Origin of the sequence: Rhodanobacter sp. FDAARGOS 1247 (assembly GCF_016889805.1) — a bacterium.
Lineage (GTDB): Bacteria > Pseudomonadota > Gammaproteobacteria > Xanthomonadales > Rhodanobacteraceae > Rhodanobacter.
This window is the reverse complement of record NZ_CP069535.1, coordinates 3,664,198-3,681,164: the sequence shown is the minus strand read 5'-3', so window position 1 is coordinate 3,681,164 and position 16,967 is coordinate 3,664,198. Positions and strand designations below refer to the sequence as shown.

The 16,967-nt window shown below is 69.5% G+C and carries 13 protein-coding genes; all 13 read left to right on the top strand.

Translation table 11 applies throughout. The features are described from left to right. Positions 1–214: 214 nt before the first annotated feature. The 13 genes from gspE to I6J77_RS16630 all read left to right on the top strand — a co-directional run bounded on the left by gspE (position 215) and on the right by I6J77_RS16630 (position 16,914). Positions 215–1,948, top strand: coding sequence for a type II secretion system ATPase GspE (gene gspE / locus I6J77_RS16690; RefSeq protein ID WP_204109907.1), 1,734 nt, complete (start codon positions 215–217; stop codon positions 1,946–1,948). A 1-nt stretch (position 1,949) separates the two neighbouring features. Further along, positions 1,950–3,167, top strand: coding sequence for a type II secretion system inner membrane protein GspF (gspF, locus tag I6J77_RS16685; RefSeq protein ID WP_204109906.1), 1,218 nt, complete (start codon positions 1,950–1,952; stop codon positions 3,165–3,167). A 246-nt stretch (positions 3,168–3,413) separates the two neighbouring features. After that, positions 3,414–3,782, top strand: a complete 369-nt coding sequence (locus I6J77_RS16680; RefSeq protein ID WP_007806842.1) for a type II secretion system protein GspG — start codon at positions 3,414–3,416, stop codon at positions 3,780–3,782. Positions 3,783–3,988: 206 nt separating this feature from the next. Further along, a complete protein-coding gene (locus I6J77_RS16675) occupies positions 3,989–4,408 on the top strand; it encodes a GspH/FimT family pseudopilin (protein ID WP_239309307.1) in 420 nt (139 codons plus the stop codon). A gap of 125 nt (positions 4,409–4,533) precedes the next feature. Further along, positions 4,534–4,914 carry a type II secretion system protein gene (locus tag I6J77_RS16670; protein ID WP_369334531.1) on the top strand — a complete coding sequence of 127 codons (381 nt, stop codon included), beginning with the start codon at positions 4,534–4,536 and terminating at the stop codon, positions 4,912–4,914. After that, a complete protein-coding gene (locus I6J77_RS16665) occupies positions 4,911–5,567 on the top strand; it encodes a prepilin-type N-terminal cleavage/methylation domain-containing protein (RefSeq protein ID WP_056715024.1) in 657 nt (218 codons plus the stop codon). Before I6J77_RS16670 ends, I6J77_RS16665 begins: the two co-directional genes overlap by 4 nt. Then, positions 5,564–6,433, top strand: coding sequence for a general secretion pathway protein GspK (locus tag I6J77_RS16660; protein ID WP_204109903.1), 870 nt, complete (start codon positions 5,564–5,566; stop codon positions 6,431–6,433). The genes I6J77_RS16665 and I6J77_RS16660 overlap by 4 nt, the downstream gene beginning before the upstream one ends. Next, positions 6,430–7,596, top strand: a complete 1,167-nt coding sequence (locus tag I6J77_RS16655; RefSeq protein ID WP_204109902.1) for a PilN domain-containing protein — start codon at positions 6,430–6,432, stop codon at positions 7,594–7,596. The genes I6J77_RS16660 and I6J77_RS16655 overlap by 4 nt, the downstream gene beginning before the upstream one ends. Further along, positions 7,593–8,240, top strand: coding sequence for a type II secretion system protein GspM (gene gspM / locus I6J77_RS16650; RefSeq protein ID WP_204109901.1), 648 nt, complete (start codon positions 7,593–7,595; stop codon positions 8,238–8,240). The genes I6J77_RS16655 and gspM overlap by 4 nt, the downstream gene beginning before the upstream one ends. Beyond that, positions 8,237–8,911 (top strand): general secretion pathway protein GspN, encoded by a 675-nt coding sequence (locus tag I6J77_RS16645; protein WP_204109900.1) that lies wholly within the window; start codon positions 8,237–8,239, stop codon positions 8,909–8,911. The genes gspM and I6J77_RS16645 overlap by 4 nt, the downstream gene beginning before the upstream one ends. Before the next feature lie 3 nt (positions 8,912–8,914). Further along, the gene (gene gspD / locus I6J77_RS16640; protein ID WP_204109899.1) at positions 8,915–11,557 is read left to right on the top strand and encodes a type II secretion system secretin GspD; all 2,643 of its coding nucleotides are present in this window, start codon (positions 8,915–8,917) and stop codon (positions 11,555–11,557) included. A 61-nt stretch (positions 11,558–11,618) separates the two neighbouring features. Continuing rightward, the gene (hrpB, locus tag I6J77_RS16635) at positions 11,619–14,141 is read left to right on the top strand and encodes an ATP-dependent helicase HrpB (protein WP_204109898.1); all 2,523 of its coding nucleotides are present in this window, start codon (positions 11,619–11,621) and stop codon (positions 14,139–14,141) included. A gap of 88 nt (positions 14,142–14,229) precedes the next feature. After that, on the top strand, positions 14,230–16,914 hold the full coding sequence (locus I6J77_RS16630; protein WP_204109897.1) for an EAL domain-containing protein: 2,685 nt from the start codon (positions 14,230–14,232) through the stop codon (positions 16,912–16,914). The last annotated feature ends 53 nt before the right edge of the window (positions 16,915–16,967 follow it).

The window sequence follows — 16,967 nt, the reverse complement described above, 5'->3', positions numbered from 1 at the left end:
AACCGAAACAGTGCCGAACAGGAATTTTTCCTAGGCGCGATGCCGCCATTGCGCCGGTGAACTCGGCACAATGGAGGGCCGCGCCAGGGATGAACGGCGTGCGGGCCGAATCCCGGGCCATTCGCATGCGCCCGGCCGGATGTGATACCTATGACGTTTGCCGTTTTCGCCCTGGGGCGTCGACGGTTTCGCGTGCACTCAAGCGGGGTGGAGGATGTCGGCAGTGATTAAGCCGGCGGTCGGCGGGGCGGGCATGGCCGTGGAGGATCGCGAGGCGGAAGTCTGCGCGTGGCTGGTGGCGCGTGGTCGCCTGAAGGAGGGCGATCTGGTGCGCGCGCGCCGGCTGCACGAGGAGTCGACCGAGGGCACGCTGACCACGCTGATGGCGCGTCTTGGCCTGGTGTCCGAGCGCGACCTGGCCGAGGGCTGGGCCGAGCTGCTGCAGGTGCCGCTGCTGTCCGCGCGCGATGCGCCGGAACTGCCGCCGGCGGATCTCGACGTGTCGCTGCGTTTCCTCAAGCAGCAGCACGTGGTGCCGGTGCAGGACGAAGCCCACGGGCTGGCGTTGATCGTCGCCGATCCGGCCGATCCGTATCCATTGCAGGCGGTGCAGCTGGCCGCCGGGCGCCCGGTGGCATTGCGGGTGGGCCTGCGTTCGGAAATCGATGGCCTGATCGAGCGCTACTACGGGTCCGGCCGCTCGGCGATGGGCACCATCGTGGAGAACCTCGACGGCAGCGCCGCCGAGGAGGACGACGTCGAACACCTGCGCGACCTCGCCTCCGAGGCGCCGGTGATCCGGCTGGTGAACCTGATCCTGCAGCGCGCGGTGGAACAGCGCGCGTCCGACGTGCACATCGAACCGTTCGAGAACCGGCTGAAGGTGCGTTACCGCATCGATGGCGTACTGCATGAAGTGGAAGCGCCGCCGTCGTCGTCGACCGCCGCGGTGATTTCGCGCGTGAAGATCATGGCGCGGCTCAACATCGCCGAGCGCCGCCTGCCGCAGGACGGCCGCATCCAGTTGCGCGTGCAGGGCAAGGAACTGGACCTGCGCGTGTCCACCGTGCCGACCAGCTTCGGCGAATCGGTGGTGATGCGCATCCTGGACCGCGAATCGGTGGTATTCGATTTCGAATCGCTGGGCTTCACCGACAGTTTCAAGCAGCGCTTCGTCGAGGTGCTGAACAAGCCGCACGGCATCCTGCTGGTCACCGGCCCCACCGGTTCGGGCAAGACCACCACGCTGTACACCGCGCTGAGCCAGATCAACACCAACGACGTGAAGATCATCACCGTCGAGGACCCGGTCGAATACCAGCTCGAAGGCATCAACCAGATCCAGGTGAAGCCGCAGATCGGGCTGGATTTCTCCGGCGCCCTGCGCTCGATCATGCGCCAGGACCCGGACGTGATCATGATCGGCGAAATGCGCGACCTGGAGACCTGCCGCATCGCGATCCAGTCCGCGCTCACCGGCCACCTGGTGCTGTCCACGCTGCACACCAACAGCGCGGCCGGCGGCGTCACCCGCCTGCTCGACATGGGCGTGGAGGATTACCTGCTCGGCTCCACCATCAACGGCATCCTGGCGCAGCGGCTGGTGCGCCGGCTCGATCCGGAAACCGCGATTGCCTACGAGGCGTTGCCCGAGGTGATCGAACAGTTCGAGCTGGAGAAATACACCGACGAACGCCCGATCCGCCTGTGGAAGCCCGGCACCAGCGCGGCGAATCCCAGTGGCTATCGCGGCCGTCGCGCGATCATGGAGTTCCTCACCATGAGCGACCCGCTGCGCCGTCTGGTGATGCAGCGCGCGAACGAGGGCGACATCGAGAAGCAGGCCCGTGCCGAAGGCATGCGCACGATGTACGAGGACGGCATCGCCAAGGCCGTGGCCGGCATCACCACGCTGGAAGAGGTCCTGCGCGTGACGCAGGAAGGCTGAGGTGGCGCAGTTCCGTTACAAGGCGGTCAACGACGCCGGCGAGACGCTGCAGGGGCAGATGGAAGCGGCCAGTGTCGAGGAAGTGATCGGCCGGTTGCAGGACCAGGGCCATACGCCGCTGGAAGCGCTGCCGGCCGATGGTGCGGGCGGTGGCAGCGGGTTTGCCGCGCTGTTCAAGCGCGGGCCGTTCAACGGCGACCAGCTGGCCCAGTTCACCCATCAGCTGGCGACCCTATTGGGCGCCGGCCAGCCGCTGGATCGCGCGCTGGGCATCCTGCTCGACCTGCCCGAGGGCGAGCACGCGAAGAAGCTGATCGAACGCGTGCGCGATCGCGTGCGGGGCGGCAACACGCTGTCCTCCGCGCTCGACGAGGAACACGGCGTGTTTCCCAAGCTCTACGTGAGCCTGGTGCGCGCCGGCGAAGCGGGCGGCTCGCTGGAGGAAACCCTGCGCCGGCTGGCCGACTACCTCGAGCGCGCCCAGGCGATGCGCGGCAGCATCGTCAATGCGCTGATCTACCCGGCCTTCCTGCTGGTCGGCGTGCTCGGTTCGCTGGTGCTGCTGCTGGCCTACGTGGTGCCGCAGTTCGTGCCGATCTTCGAGGACATGCAGGTACCGATTCCGTGGATCACCCAGGCCGTGCTGACCGTGGGCAACACGCTGCAGGCCTGGTGGTGGCTGATCCTGCTGCTGCTCGGCGGCGGCCTGTTCGGCTGGCGCGCGCACCTGCGCGATCCCGCGGCGCGGCAGGCCTGGCATGCCCGCCTGCTGCACATGCGCCTGGTCGGGCCGCTGCTGCTGAAGGTGGAGACGGCGCGGATCGCCCGCACCCTGGGCACCTTGCTGAAGAACGGCGTGCCGCTGCTGAATGCGCTGAGCATCGCGCGCCAGGTCACCGGCAACCGTGCGCTCGACGCGGCGCTGGCCGCGGCGCAGGAACAGGTCAAGGGCGGCGCGGGCCTGAGCCTGGCGCTGGGCCAGTCGAAGCTGTTTCCCCGACTGGCGATGCAGATGGTGCAGGTCGGCGAGGAAGCCGGCCAGCTCGACACCATGCTGCTGAAAGTCGCCGACACGTTTGAACTTGAGTCCAAACGCGCGATCGATCGTTTGCTGGCCGCACTGGTGCCGGCGCTGACCATCGTGATGACCGTGCTGGTGGCGATCATCATGGCCGCGATCCTGCTGCCGCTGTTGAGTCTGACCAGCAATATTCAGTAACCGAGGAGTAGGGCAATGATGAAGCGTTTGGAATTCGTGGGGCAGGGAATAGGGAATCGAGAATCGGGAATGGCAAGAGCCCGCAAGGCGGCGACCCTGGCTTCTCCCATTCCCCAAGCCCCATTCGCCATTCACGGGCGCGCGCGGGGCGCTGCCCCCTCCTCAATCCTCCCCCGCGGAGCGGGGGAGGAGGCGAAGGCAAGAAGCGCCTTGTTTCATAAGAGCGGGGGCTTCACCCTGCTCGAAATGCTCGCGGTGATCGTGCTGATCGGCATCATCGGCGCGGTGGTGGTGACCCAGGTCGGCAAGAACGTCGACAAGGGCAAGTACGGCGCCGGCAAGTCGCAGCTGATGACGCTGAGCCAGAAGATCGAGAACTACGCGCTGGACAACGGCACCCCGCCGCAGCAGCTCGACGGCCTGGTGACCCGGCCACCGAACGCGGCGAACTGGCAGGGTCCCTATGCCAAGGCCTCCGAACTGAAAGACCCGTGGGGCCATGCCTTCGGCTACCAGTATCCGGGCCAGAACGGCAGCTTCGACCTGATCTTCTACGGCCAGGACGGCAAGCCCGGCGGCGACGGCTACAGCAAGGACGTGGGCAACTGGCAATGAAGCCGGGAATCGGGATTCGGGAATCGGGAATCGGAAAAGCGTGCGCCCACACGCTTGCCTGCTCTGCCCATTCCCTGTTCCCCGTTTCCCGTTCCCCGCGCGCGCAGTGCGCTACCCCCTCCTCAATCCTCCCCCGCGGAGCGGGGGAGGAGGCAAAGGCGCGAGGCGCCTTGTTCCATAAGAGCGGGGGCTTCACCCTGCTCGAAATGCTGGCGGTGATCCTGCTGATCGGGATCGCGGTGGCGGCGGTGTCGGTGTCGGTGACGCAGGGCCTGGCCGGTGCGCGGGTGCGCGCGGCCAGCGGCGAACTGGCCGGCGCGCTGCGCGCGACCCGGGCGCAGGCGATCGTGCGCGGGCAGGAGCAGCACTTCGACGTCGATACCCGGGCGAACAGCTACGACGATGCGAGGCGGCACGACGTGCAGCTGCCCGTCGGCATGCACATCAGCATCACCAGCGCGAAGGAAGACCAGCCGAACGACCACACCGGGCGCATCCGCTTCTTCCCCGACGGCAGCTCCACTGGTGGCCGCATCACCTTGCACAGCGGCCAGCGCGAGTGGCACGTCAACGTGTCGTGGCTGACCGGCGAAGTGCGGGTGGTCGATGCGGTGGCTTCCCGATGAAACCCGGGAATCGGGAATCGGGATTCGGGATTCGGCCAGGCGCGCCAGCGCCGGCTGCCCGCCTTTGCCGTTCCCCATTCCCCATTCCCCATGCCCGGCGCCAACGCGGTTTCAGCCTGCTGGAAGTGATCGCCGCGATCATGCTGCTGGCGATCGCGTTCACCGCCCTGATGAAGGTGGCCGGCGCGTCGATCGGCCTGACCCACAACGCGGCGGAATACAGCCAGGCGGCGATGCGTGCGCGCAGCCTGCTGGACAGTGCCTTCGTGGGCGAGGCGGTGAAGCCGGGCAATCGTTCCGGCCGCTTCGATACGCAGTACCGCTGGCAGCTCGACGTACGGCCGTGGAACACCGGCGGCCCCGTGGTGCCGGGCGCGCCGCTGCAGCTGTACCAGCTCGACCTCACCGTCTCGTGGGGGCCGCAGGCCCATCCGCGGGCGGCCCACTTCCGCACCCTGCGGCTGGGTGGTCCACTGGCCTCGGGCCAGGCGCAGGCCGGACCATGAAACGGCAGGCCGGTTTCACCCTGCTGGAAGTGCTCGCCTCGCTGGTGCTGCTGGCCTTGTTGCTGGTCGGCGTGTATTCGGGCATCCGCACCGCCACGCACAGCGTGCGCTCCGGCACGGCGGCGATCGAGCGGCTGGACCAGGTGCGCTCGGCCCAGCAGTTCCTGCGCCGCGAACTGGCGCAGAGCCTGGCCCAGCCGATCGATCGCACCGATCATGGCGAACCGGTCTACTTCGTCGGCAGTGCCCGGGAGATGCGCTACGTGGCGCCGCTGCCCGGTTACCTGGGCAAGCTCGGCCCGCAACTGCAGCAGCTGCGCCTGGTCGACGACGACCACGGCGGCCAGCGGCTGGAACTCAGCCTGGCCTTGCTGCCGCCCGATGGCCAGCCGCCGCAGGCGCTGGGCGATCCGCAGGTGCTGGTCGACCACGTCAGCAGCGGCAGCTTCAGCTATCGCGGCGTCGATTCGAAAGGTGCCGCGGTGGCGTGGTCGCCGACCTGGGCCGACGGCCGCGTGCTGCCGCAACTGGTGCGGGTCGAGCTGCAGGTGAACGGCACCGTCGAGTGGCCGCAGCTCGAGGTGCCGCTGCGGGTGAACGCCTCGCCGGCCGGACTGGTGCGCATGGGCCTGCGCGGCGGGAGCCTGCGATGAGGCGGGCGGCGCCGCAGCTGCTCGGGCGTCAGCGCGGCGTGGCGCTGCTGCTGGTGTTGTGGGCGTGCACCCTGCTGGCGATCCTGCTCGGCGGTTATGCCGCGCTGGCGCGCACCGAGGGCCTGCAGGCGCGTTACCAGTTTGCCCAGACCCAGGCGCACTACGCGGCCGAGGCCGGCCTGATGCGCGCGGCCTATGCCCTGCAGGACCCGCAGGCGAAGCAGCGCTGGATGGCCGATGGCCGGGTCTACACCTTCCACTACGACAACGCGACGATCACCGTGCGCGCGATCGACGAAGGCGGCAAGGTCGATCTCAACGCGGCCTCGCCCGAGGTACTGCTGGCGCTGTTCCAGGCGGCCGGTTTGAAGCCTGCGCCGGCACAGGTGCTGGTCGATCAGGTGGTCGACTGGCGCAGCCTGCCGGCGGTGGAGGGCGATGACGCCAGCGCCCGGGCCGGCTATCTGGCGGCCGGGAGAAACTACGGTCCACGCCACGGCCCGTTCGCCAGCGTCGAGGAGTTGCAGATGGTGCTGGGCGTCACGCCCTCGCTGTACCGGCTGCTGGCGCCGGCGCTGACGATCTGGTCGGGCAGTTCCAGCCCCGATCCGAATACCGCGCCGCCGCTGGCGCTGGCGGCGATCCCGGGAATGACGCCGGAACAGCGCCAGCAGCTCGAGGCTGCACGGCAGCAGAACGCGAAGGACCCGCAGCTGGTTCTGGGCAGCGGAACAACGCATAGTATCCGGTCCGAGGCTACGCTGGCCGACGGCACGCGCGCGGTCCTGCGCGCCACGATTCGCCTGCAGGCGGGGCAGGCGCAACCGTACGCCGTCTTGCGCTGGCAGGAAGGGGAGGCGGAATGAGTTCGGCAACGCAGTCACTGCGGCCGCTGGTCGATGTCGTACGCCGCAGTTGGCGTGCCTCGCCGTTGCCGGGTTTCCTGCACTGGTGGGGTGGCGAGTTGCGCGCGCTGCTGCCGCCGCGCTGGCGTGGCGCCTTCGGCAGCGGCGCCGACTGGTACCTGCTGCAGTGCGCCGGCGCCCGCTGGGATCTGCGCCGCAACGGTCACGCCGGGCTGCTGTCGAGCTGGGATGAAACGGAGCCGGGCATCGACGGCGCGGGCAAGCCGCCGGCGGCGTTGCGCGATGCACTGCAACGCGTCGATCGCGAGGATCTGCGCGTGGCCCTGTTGCTGCCGTCCGCCCTGGTGCTGCGGCGCACCCTGAGCCTGCCGCTGGCGGCACGCGACAACCTGATGCAGGTGGCCGGTTTCGAGATGGACCGGCAGACCCCGTTCAACCTGGCCCAGGTGCACCACGCCGTGCGCGAGCTGGCGACGGCGGCGCCGCCCGGGCGCTTCAACGCGGAACTGGTGGTGGTCACCCGCGACGTCCTCGATCCCGTGCTGGCGCGTCTGCAGGCACAGTCGATCAGTGTGGACGCGGTGGACGTGGCCGATGGCCATGGCCGCCTCGGCGTGAACCTGTTGCCGGCGGCGCAGGTGCCGCGCCACGCGCATCCGCGGCGCCGGCTCAACCTGCTGCTGGCCGCGGCCGTGGTGGTGTTGCTGGGCTGCGTGCTGGGCGAATGGCTGCACAACCGGCAGCTGGCGCTGGAGCAGATGCGCACGGACGTCGAAGGCATGCGCGGCGAAGCGCAGCAGGTGGCGGCGCTGCGCCAGCAACTGCAGGACAACGCCGGCGCCGCCGGCTTCCTGGCCCAGCGCAAGAAGCACAGCGTGGCGATGCTCAGCGTGCTCGAAGACGCCACCGCGCGCCTGCCCGACAGCGCGTGGCTGGAACGCCTCAGCGTGGACAACACCGGTCAGATCGGCTTCCAGGGGCAGAGCCAGCAGGCCGCGAAACTGCTCGACACCTTGAAGGATTCGCGCCTGATCACCGACGCCAGTTTCCAGGGCAGCATCCAGCCCGATCCCACCACCGGCAAGGAGCGCTTCTACCTCACCGCCCGGGTCAACCAGCCGAAGCCCGCGCCGAATGCCGCGAGCGCCGGGGGCACGCCATGAAGCTGGCGGCGATGAACCGGCGTGACAGCCGCATCGCGGCGGTGCTCCTGCTGCTGCTCGCGCTGCTGCTGGCCTATTTCGTGTTGCTGCACTGGTGGTTCGTGGCGCCGCTGCAGCAGATCCGTGGCGAGATGGCCGACCTGCGCGACACGCAGAGCCGCTACGCCGCCGCGATCGCCGAGAAGCCCGCGTTGCTGCAGCGGATCGCCGCGCTCGGTGCCGGCCAGGCGGCCAGCAGCGCGTTCCTGTCGGCGGATGATCCCAACACCGCTTCGGCGGACCTGATGCAGCGCGTGGTCGACGTGGTCGCGGCGCATGCCGGCAGCGGATCGTGCACGGTGAGCCAGAAGATGCCGCTGCCCAGTCCCGCGCCGGCCGTCGGCGAACCGTATCGCAAGGCCGCGGTGAGCATCAGCCTGAGTTGCGACATCGAGCCGCTGGCCGCGGTGATGCAGGCGCTGGAGCAGGGCACGCCGTATCTGTTCATCGACGACCTCAGCATCTATCGCAATCCGGTGGCCGCGCAGCAGGGTGGTGCCGTGCCGCTGGAAGTGCAGTTCACCCTGTCCGGTTATGTGCGGCCGGCGCGGGTCGCGCCCGCATGGCCCGGCGCGCCGGCGACTTCGCCGGGAGACGCGCCATGAACGCGGCCGCCCAGCGTCGCCTCACGCCCTGGCTGATGCTCGGCGCCATCGCGCTGGCGGCGCTGCTGCTGGCCCTGCTGCTGGGGGTCGGTCGTGGCGTGCACTGGGACGAGCCACGCGTGCGCGCGCCGCTGCCGCCGGCCGGCAATCCCGCCAACCTGCCGCAGCCGTTGCCGCTGCAGCAGTTCGCCCTGGTCTGGCAGAAGCCGCTGTTCGCACCCGACCGCAAGCCGACGGCTTCCGCGGCCGATGGCGGCAGCCAGCTCGGCGACCTCGAACTCACCGGCGTGATCCTCACGCCAGCATTGCGCATGGCCTTGCTGCACGATCGCCAGGCCGATCGCGAAGTGCGCCTGCGCGAAGGCGAATCGCTGCCCGACGGCAGCGTGAAGCTGGTCGAGGTGCGCGCCCGCTCGGCCATCTTCGATGCCTCCGGCGGCCGCACCGAACTGAAGCTGCCGGCCGGCGCGCCGATCGACCCGCCGCGCGGCGCCGATCGGAATGCCTCCGGTGAAGGTGCCGCGCCGAGTCGTTCCGCGCCGCCGGTGCCGCCGATGCCCAACCGCGCCACGCCCGAATCGTCGCGCGAATCGCCGGCCGAGCGCCTGCGCCAGAATATCCAGAAACGTCGGGCCGCCCGCGCTGCCGCGGCCAACGAAGGAGTACGTTGATCCATGTTCCGCACGCTCACCCAGCAAACCCTGCGCGCCGCCACGCTCGCCTTCGTGGTCGGCGTGGCCGGTTGCGCCAGCCTGCCGCAGCCGCATGACGACGGCGCCCTGCAGCGCGAGGCGATGGCCGGCACGCAGAACCCGGTGCCGGCGCCGCTGCCGTTGAACACCAGCGTGGCCAGTGGCAGCGAGGCCACGGCGAGCCCCGAGATCAGCCACGGCAGCGGCCAGTTCATCCATCCCGGCGCGCTGGCCACGCCCAGGCCGGCGGCCAGCGGCAGTGGCGCGGTGACCTTCAACTTCGAGAACCAGCCGGTGCAGGCGGTGGTCAAGGCGATCCTCGGCGACCTGCTGAAGCAGAACTACACCATCGTGCCCGGCGTGCAGGGCAACATCTCGTTCTCCACCTCCGAGCCGGTCGACGTCGGCCAGGCACTGCCGATCCTCGAGACCCTGCTGGGCTGGACCGGCAACGCGCTGGTGCATCGCGACGGCGGCTACGTGGTGATGCCGCAGAAGGATGCGGTGGCCGGCAACCTGGTGCCCAGCCTGGGCGCCACCGCGCCGCAGGGCGGGCTGCAGGCGCGGCTGTTCCCGCTGCGCTACATCTCGGCCACCGAGATGCAGAAACTGATCAAGCCGTTCGCGCGGCCCGACGCCACCCTGCTGGCGGACCCGGCGCGCAACCTGCTGGTGATGTCGGGCACGCCGCAGGAACTGGCCAACTACCAGAGCATGGTGCGTACCTTCGACGTCGACTGGCTGCGTGGCATGTCGGTGGGCGTGTTCAACCTGCAGTACGCCACGGTCGGCGACCTGATGCCCAAGCTGGATGGCATGTTCGGCGTGCACGGCGACACCCCGCTGGCCGGCATGCTGCGCTTCATCCCGATCGAGCGCACCAACGCGCTGGTGGTGATCAGCACCCAGCCCGACTACCTGCGCGAAGTGGGCGACTGGATCGCCCGCATCGATCGTGGCGGTGGCAACGAGCCCCAGCTGTTCGTCTACGACGTGCGCAACATCAAGGCCTCGGACCTGGCCCGCTACCTGGCCAACATCTACACCAACGGCGCCGGTGGCGGCGGCACCGGCGACAGCGGCGGCCAGGTGGGCCCGGGCCTCACCGGCGCCACCCTGGGCAGCGCCGAGAACGCCAGCGGCACCAGCATGGGCAGCACCGCCGGCGGCTTCGGCAATGCGGCGGACGGCTCGCGCAACGGCGGCATCGGCGGCGGCATCAATGGCACCGACAGCAATGGCGGCCTGAACATGGGCAGCGCTCGCGATGCCGGCGGCAGCGGCACCAGCGGCGGCTTCGGCAGCACCTCGGGCAGCAGCTTCGGCAATGCCGCCGGTGGCAACGGCGCTGCCGGTGACCAGCAGTACAGCTCCAGCGACGGCAGCGTGCGGATCAGTTCGGTCGACAGCAACAACCAGCTGCTGGTGCGCGCGCGGCCCTCGCAGTGGGAAGAGATCAAGTCGGCCATCGGCAAGCTCGACAACGTGCCGATGCAGGTGCAGATCGAGACGCGCATCCTGGAAGTGAACCTCACCGGCGAATTCCAGTTCGGCGTGCAGTGGTATCTGGAAGGACTCACCGGCAGCACCACCACCAGCGACGACAGCGGCAACTCGGTACTCGTGCCGGGCCAGCCCTACCGCCATCGCCAGATCGGCCTGGGCCAGGGCGGCAACGCGTTTCGTGGCGAACCGTTCTTCTACTCCTTCCTCAACAGCAACCTGCAGGTCGCCGTGCGCGCGATGGAGACCAGCGGCAACACCAAGACGCTGTCGGCGCCGTCGATGGTGGTGATGAACAACCAGACTGCCAGCATTGCGGTGGGCAACCAGATCCCGATCAACCAGACCAGCGTGAACACCGGCATCGGCAACGCCAGCACCTACAGCCAGGTCAGCTACCTCAACACCGGCGTGATCCTCAACGTGCAGCCGCGGATCAATCCCGGCGGCCTGGTCTACATGAACATCAGCCAGGAGGTGAGCCAGGCCGACCGTTCGGTGCCCCTGGTCAATGGCAACCCGGCGATCTCGCAGCGCAAGCTGGCCACCCAGGTGGCCGTGCAGAGCGGCCAGACCGTGCTGCTGGGCGGCCTGATCGAGCAGGCCGAAGGCAACACCGACACCGGCATTCCCGGCCTCAACCGCATCCCCGTGCTGGGCCGGTTGTTCGGCAGCACCAATCGCAGCCGCAACCGCACCGAGCTGATCGTGCTGATCACGCCGCGGGTGATTCGCGGCGGCGCCGATGCCAAGCAGATCACCGACGACTACCAGAACAAGTTCGAATCGCTGACCCCGCTGCGCAAGTCGGGCGAACTCGTTCCCACGGCAGCGGCCACCACCGTGCCGCTGCCGGCTGTGCCCCAACCGCCACCGCCACCAGCGCCGAGCTGGCCCGAACAGATGCAGCAGCATGCGGAACTGGCGCTGGGCAAGGGCGACTATCTGAACGCGCAGAACCTGGCGATCCAGTCGTGGCAGCAGGGCACGCATCATGGCGAGCTGTGCGAACGCAACTGGCAGGTGGTCATCGAGGCGCGCCAGCATGCGCAGGATGCGAAGGGCCTGGAGCTGGCGCGCAAGCGCTTGGCCGATTGCCGTGCACCGGTGAAGTCGCCATAACGCCACGCCCTCGCGGAGCAGGCCGGGCCTGCTCCGCCTGCAGCCACTATCATTCGCGTGGATGACTGCATCCACGCCGAATTTCCCGATCACCCCGCTGCTGCCGCAGATCGTCGCCGCGCTGGCGACGCATCCGCGGCTGGTGCTGGAAGCGCCGCCGGGCGCGGGCAAGACCACCCAGGTGCCGCTGGCCCTGCTCGACGCCGACTGGCTGGCCGGGCAGAAGATCGTGATGCTGGAGCCGCGCCGGATCGCGGCGCGCTCGGCCGCGCAGTTCATGGCGCGGCAGCTGGGCGAGGAGGTCGGGCAGACCGTCGGCTACCGCATCCGCTTCGAGTCGAAGGTGAGCGCGGCCACCCGCATCGAGGTGGTCACCGAGGGCATCCTGACCCGGCTGATCCAGCATGACCCGGAGCTGGCGGGCATCGGCGCGATCGTGTTCGACGAATTCCACGAACGCCATCTCGCCGGTGATCTCGGCGCCGCGCTGACGCTGGACCTGCAGGGCACCTTGCGGCCCGGGCTGCGCCTGCTGCTGATGTCGGCCACGCTGGATGGCGAGCGCATCGCCCAGTGGCTGGACGCGCCGCGGCTGTCCAGCCCCGGCCGCAGCTTCGCGGTGCGCATCGAACATCCGCCGGCGCGCACGCAGGAGGCGATCGAACACCAGCTGGCGCGGGTGGTGCGCCAGGCGCTGGAGGAAAACGACGGCGACGTGCTGGCCTTCCTGCCCGGCCGCCGCGAGATCGCCCGCGTGCAGGCGGTGCTGGCGCAGACCCTGACGCGCGACGACGTCGACGTGCTGGCCCTGCATGGCGAACTCTCGCTGATCGATCAGCAGGCAGCGCTGGCGCCGGCGGAGCCGGGCCTGCGCCGCGTGGTGCTGGCCACCAACGTGGCCGAGTCCAGCATCACCTTGCCGGGCATTCGTGCGGTGGTCGACAGCGGCCTGGCGCGCGAGCCGCGTTTCGATCCGAACTCCGGCTTCACCCGGCTGGAGACGGTGAGCATCTCGCAGGCCTCGGCCGACCAGCGCGCCGGCCGCGCCGGTCGCGTGGCGGAAGGCACGGCGTATCGGCTGTGGCCGCAGAGCCGCCGGCTGGAACCGGCGCGCAGCGCGGAGATCGCCCAGGCCGAGCTGTCCTCGCTGGCGCTGGAACTGGCGGCCTGGGGCATCACCGCCAGCAGCGACGCCGACCTGCCCTGGCTCGATCCGCCGCCGGCCGGCGCGCTGGCGCAGGCGCGCGAACTGCTGCAGCAACTGGGTGCTCTCGGCGACGATGGCCGCATCACCGCGTTGGGCAAGCGCATGCTCGAACTCGGCGCCAGCCCGCGCATGGCGGCGGCCGCCCTGCATGCGCCGCCGCCGTTGCACGCGCTGGTGGCCGACCTGCTGGCCTTGCTGGATGCCCGTTCGCCGATGCGCGGCGAACAGGCGCGCAACGATGACCTGCGTGTGCGCCTCGCTGCGCTGCATGCCTGGCGTGACCGTCGCGGTGTCCACGCGCGCGACGCGGACGCCGGAGCGCTGGCGGCGATCGAGCAGGCCAGCAAGGGCTGGCGTCGTCGCCTCGACGTGCGCAGCGCCGCCAGTGGCGTGCCGCACAGCCACAGTGTCGGCGACCTGCTGCTGCACGCCTTTCCCGACCGGGTGGCGCGCCGCGATGACAGCAACCCCACCCGCTACACGCTGGCCAATGGCCGCGGCGCGCGCCTGCACGAGAACACCGCCTTGCTGGGCGAGCCGTGGCTGGTCGTCATCGAGTTGCGCCGCGACAGTCGCGACAGCCTGATCCTGGCGGCAGCGCCGCTGGACCCGCGCGTGCTGGAGCGCGATTTCCCGGCCCGCTTCAGCCGCGAACGCAGCCTGCGCTGGAACGAGCAGCGCGGTGCCGCCGAGGCCTTCGACGAATCGCGTTTCGGCGCGATCGTGCTGGAACGTCACAGCGTGCCGGTGAAACCGTCCGACGCCTTGCCCGCGCTGCTCGCCGCCGTGCGCGCGCGGGGCATCGACAGTTTGCCGTGGAGTGATCACGCGCGGCGCCTGCGCGCACGGATGCAGGCCCTGCGCCAGTGGATGCCCGAGCTCGGCCTGCCGGACGTTTCCGGCGTGGCCTTGCTGGCTACACTGGAGGACTGGCTGGCGCCGTGCCTGGCGGGGCGTCATCGACTCGATGCGCTGGGGCCGGAGGATCTGTCCCAGGCGCTGGCGTCGCGTCTGGATCACCAGCAGCGCAGCATGCTGGATGCGCAGGCGCCGGAAAGCCTGGTGGTGCCCAGCGGCCAGCAGCGCCGGCTGGAGTACACCGAAGACGGGCCGCCGGTGCTGGCGGTGAAGCTGCAGGAGTTGTTCGGCATGGCCGACACCCCGCGCGTGGGCGGCGGTCGCGTGCCGGTCACCCTGCACCTGTTGTCGCCGGCGGGACGACCGATCCAGGTGACCCAGGACCTGAAGGGGTTCTGGGAGCGCACCTATCCCGAGGTCAGGAAGGAAATGAAGGGCCGCTATCCGCGCCACCCCTGGCCCGATGATCCGTGGACCGCCACGCCGACGCACCGTGCGAAACCCCGCGAGCGACGCTGATCCGTGTGCGGCTCGTAACGGTCAGAGCACATGCCGCTCTTGTACCATCGCGGCCAACGGACGCTGAGCGCGGGGACTGCCAGAAAACATGGATCGCGACGAGCTTGACCCGGCCCGGGCGGATCAGCGGGAAGGCCATGACGCCCGGCTGTCGCTGGCCAAGCCATCGCCATGGCGGCTCAGCGCGTGGCTGTGGAGCCTGCTGGTCCTGCTGGGCGGACTGGCCCTGGCGCTGTCCGTGCACCATCAGCAGCAGCAACGCCGCCTGGCCGAGCAGTCCTTCGTTCGGGGCGAACTGGCCAACAAGACGTTCGCGGCGCTGCAGGACAAGCTGAATTCGGCCGAAGCGATGCTGCGCGCCGTGCAGACGCTGTTTCTCGCGTCGGACCAGGTGACCCAGGTCGAGTTCGCGAATTTCTACACCAACCTGCGCCCTCGCGAGCAGTTTCCCAGCCTGCTGGCGCTGGCCTATGCGCAACGCGAGCAGGATGACGCGGGCGAACGCTACATGACGCGGTGGGTCGAGCCTGCCATGGGGAACGCCGCGGTGATCGGCCTGGATGTCGGAGCGCAGCCGAACAACCTGGCCGGCCTGCTGGCCTCGCGCGACAGCGACCAGGCCACCCTGTCCGCGCCGTTTCGCCCGGTACAGCAGCGCGGCGCCAGCGGTACCGAGGACGGCATCACCCTGCGCCTGCCCGTGTTCAGCCCGGGCAACCCGCCGCAATCGCTCGACCAACGGCACCAGCGCATGCGCGGCTCGATCGCGGTGTCTTTCCGCGTCAGCAAGCTGATCGACAGCGTCCTGCAGGATGACGTGCGACGCGACCTGCGGCTGCAGCTGGCCGACGTGACGGAAGCCGGCCACGTGCTGCCGCTGTTCGACTCGATGCCCGGCACGCCGGATGTCCGCGGCGGCTATCGTTTCGAGCGTCGACTGGCCTACGGCGGTCGGGTCTGGGACGTGGTGATGCAGCCACGCGACACCACCCCTCCCGCGATCGACTGGCGCCAGTCGACCCTGCCCGGCGGCCTGCTGGTGAGCCTGCTGCTGGCTCTGCTGGTGTACTCCATCGTGGGGACGCGGCAACGCGCGCTCGAGCTGGGCTGGCAGATGAGCCGGCGCTATCGCGAGAGCGAGGAGCGCTTCCGCGCACTGAACGAACTGCTGCCCGCGCTGGTGCTGCTGGCCGAAGTCGATGGCGGCCGGATCACCTACGCGAACCGCACCTCGCGCGATCGTCTCGGTGACCAGGTCACCGAGCAGCGCCTGCCCGACCTGTTCGACGACGAGATCCTGCGCCAGCAGCTGGGCGATGCCGAAACCCGGGGCTGCAGCCGGATCGAGGCGCGCCTGCACAACACGGCCGGCGCGCACTTCTGGGCCAGCGTGGCGATCTCGCGCATCGAGCTGGGCGGAGTCGGCAAGTTGCTGATGGTGGCCAGCGACATCACCGAACAGCGCCAGCTGACCGAGCTGCTCAGCCACCAGGCCAGCCACGACGCCCTGACCGACCTGTACAACCGGCGCGAATTCGAGCGCCGCCTGCATGAATCGCTGGCGGCCGGCGTGGCGGGCCCGCCGATCATCGTGCTGCTGTACGTCGACCTCGACCAGTTCAAGCTGATCAACGACACCTCGGGTCATCTCGCCGGCGATCAGCTGCTGGCCCAGCTTTCGATCGTGATGCGCAAGCAGCTGGGCGGCACCGATGTGCTGGCCCGCCTCGGCGGCGACGAGTTCGGGGTGCTGCTGACCCGGGTGGCCGACCCGCAGGAAGCGGAGCGCATCGCCGAACGCGTGCGTCGCTGCATCGACGGCTACGTGTTCATCTGGGAGCAGCGCAGCTACACGATCAGTGCCAGCATCGGCGGCGTGGTCGCCGAGCCGGCCGGCATCTCGGCCAAGGATCTGCTGACCCAGGCCGACACCGCCTGCTACGTGGCCAAGGAGTCCGGCCGCAATCGCGTGCACTTCTACTCCGAGCGCGACGACCAGACGGTGCGCCGGCGCAGCGAGATGGAGTGGGCCAACCGCCTGCGCTGGGCCGTCGACGAACATCGCCTGCAGCTCACCTACCAGGAAGTGTGGCCACTGCCGCTGGGCGACGGCGCCGAACCCGGCATCGAGATGCTGTTGCGCTTCCGCGAGGAGTCCGGACAGCTGGTGGTGCCCGGCGTGTTCCTGCCGGCGGCGGAGCGTTACGGCCTGATGCCGTCGGTCGACCGCTGGGTAATCGAGACCACCCTGGCCAACTTCGAGCGGCTGCATCCGGCCGGCAACCGGCTGGACATGGTGGCGATCAACCTGTCCGGCGCCAGCATCGAGGACCCGGCCCTGGTCGACCGGATCATCGAACTGCTGCAGCGCTACCGGGTGGAGCCTTCGCGGGTGTGTTTCGAGATCACCGAGACCGTGGCGGTGCGCAACCTGTCCCAGGTGGTGCGCTGCATGGCCTTGTTGCGCAGCGCCGGTTGCCGCATCGCGCTGGACGATTTCGGCGCGGGCATGTCCTCGTTCACCTATCTGAAAAACCTGCCGCTGGACATCATCAAGATCGACGGCAGCTTCGTGCGCGACATGCTCACCGATCCGGTCAGTCACCTGATGGTCAAGGCGGTGACCGACATCGGGCATCGGCTGGGCCTGGAAGTGATCGCCGAATGGGTGGCCGACGCCGAGACCGTGCAGGCGCTGACCGCGCTGGGCGTGAACCGGGTGCAGGGTTTCAGTCTGCATCATCCCGAGCTGGCGGTGTTCCAGCGAGACTGAGTGTTCGGCAGCGCGATCCATGGACGTCTGGACGTCCATACGCGGGAAGGCCC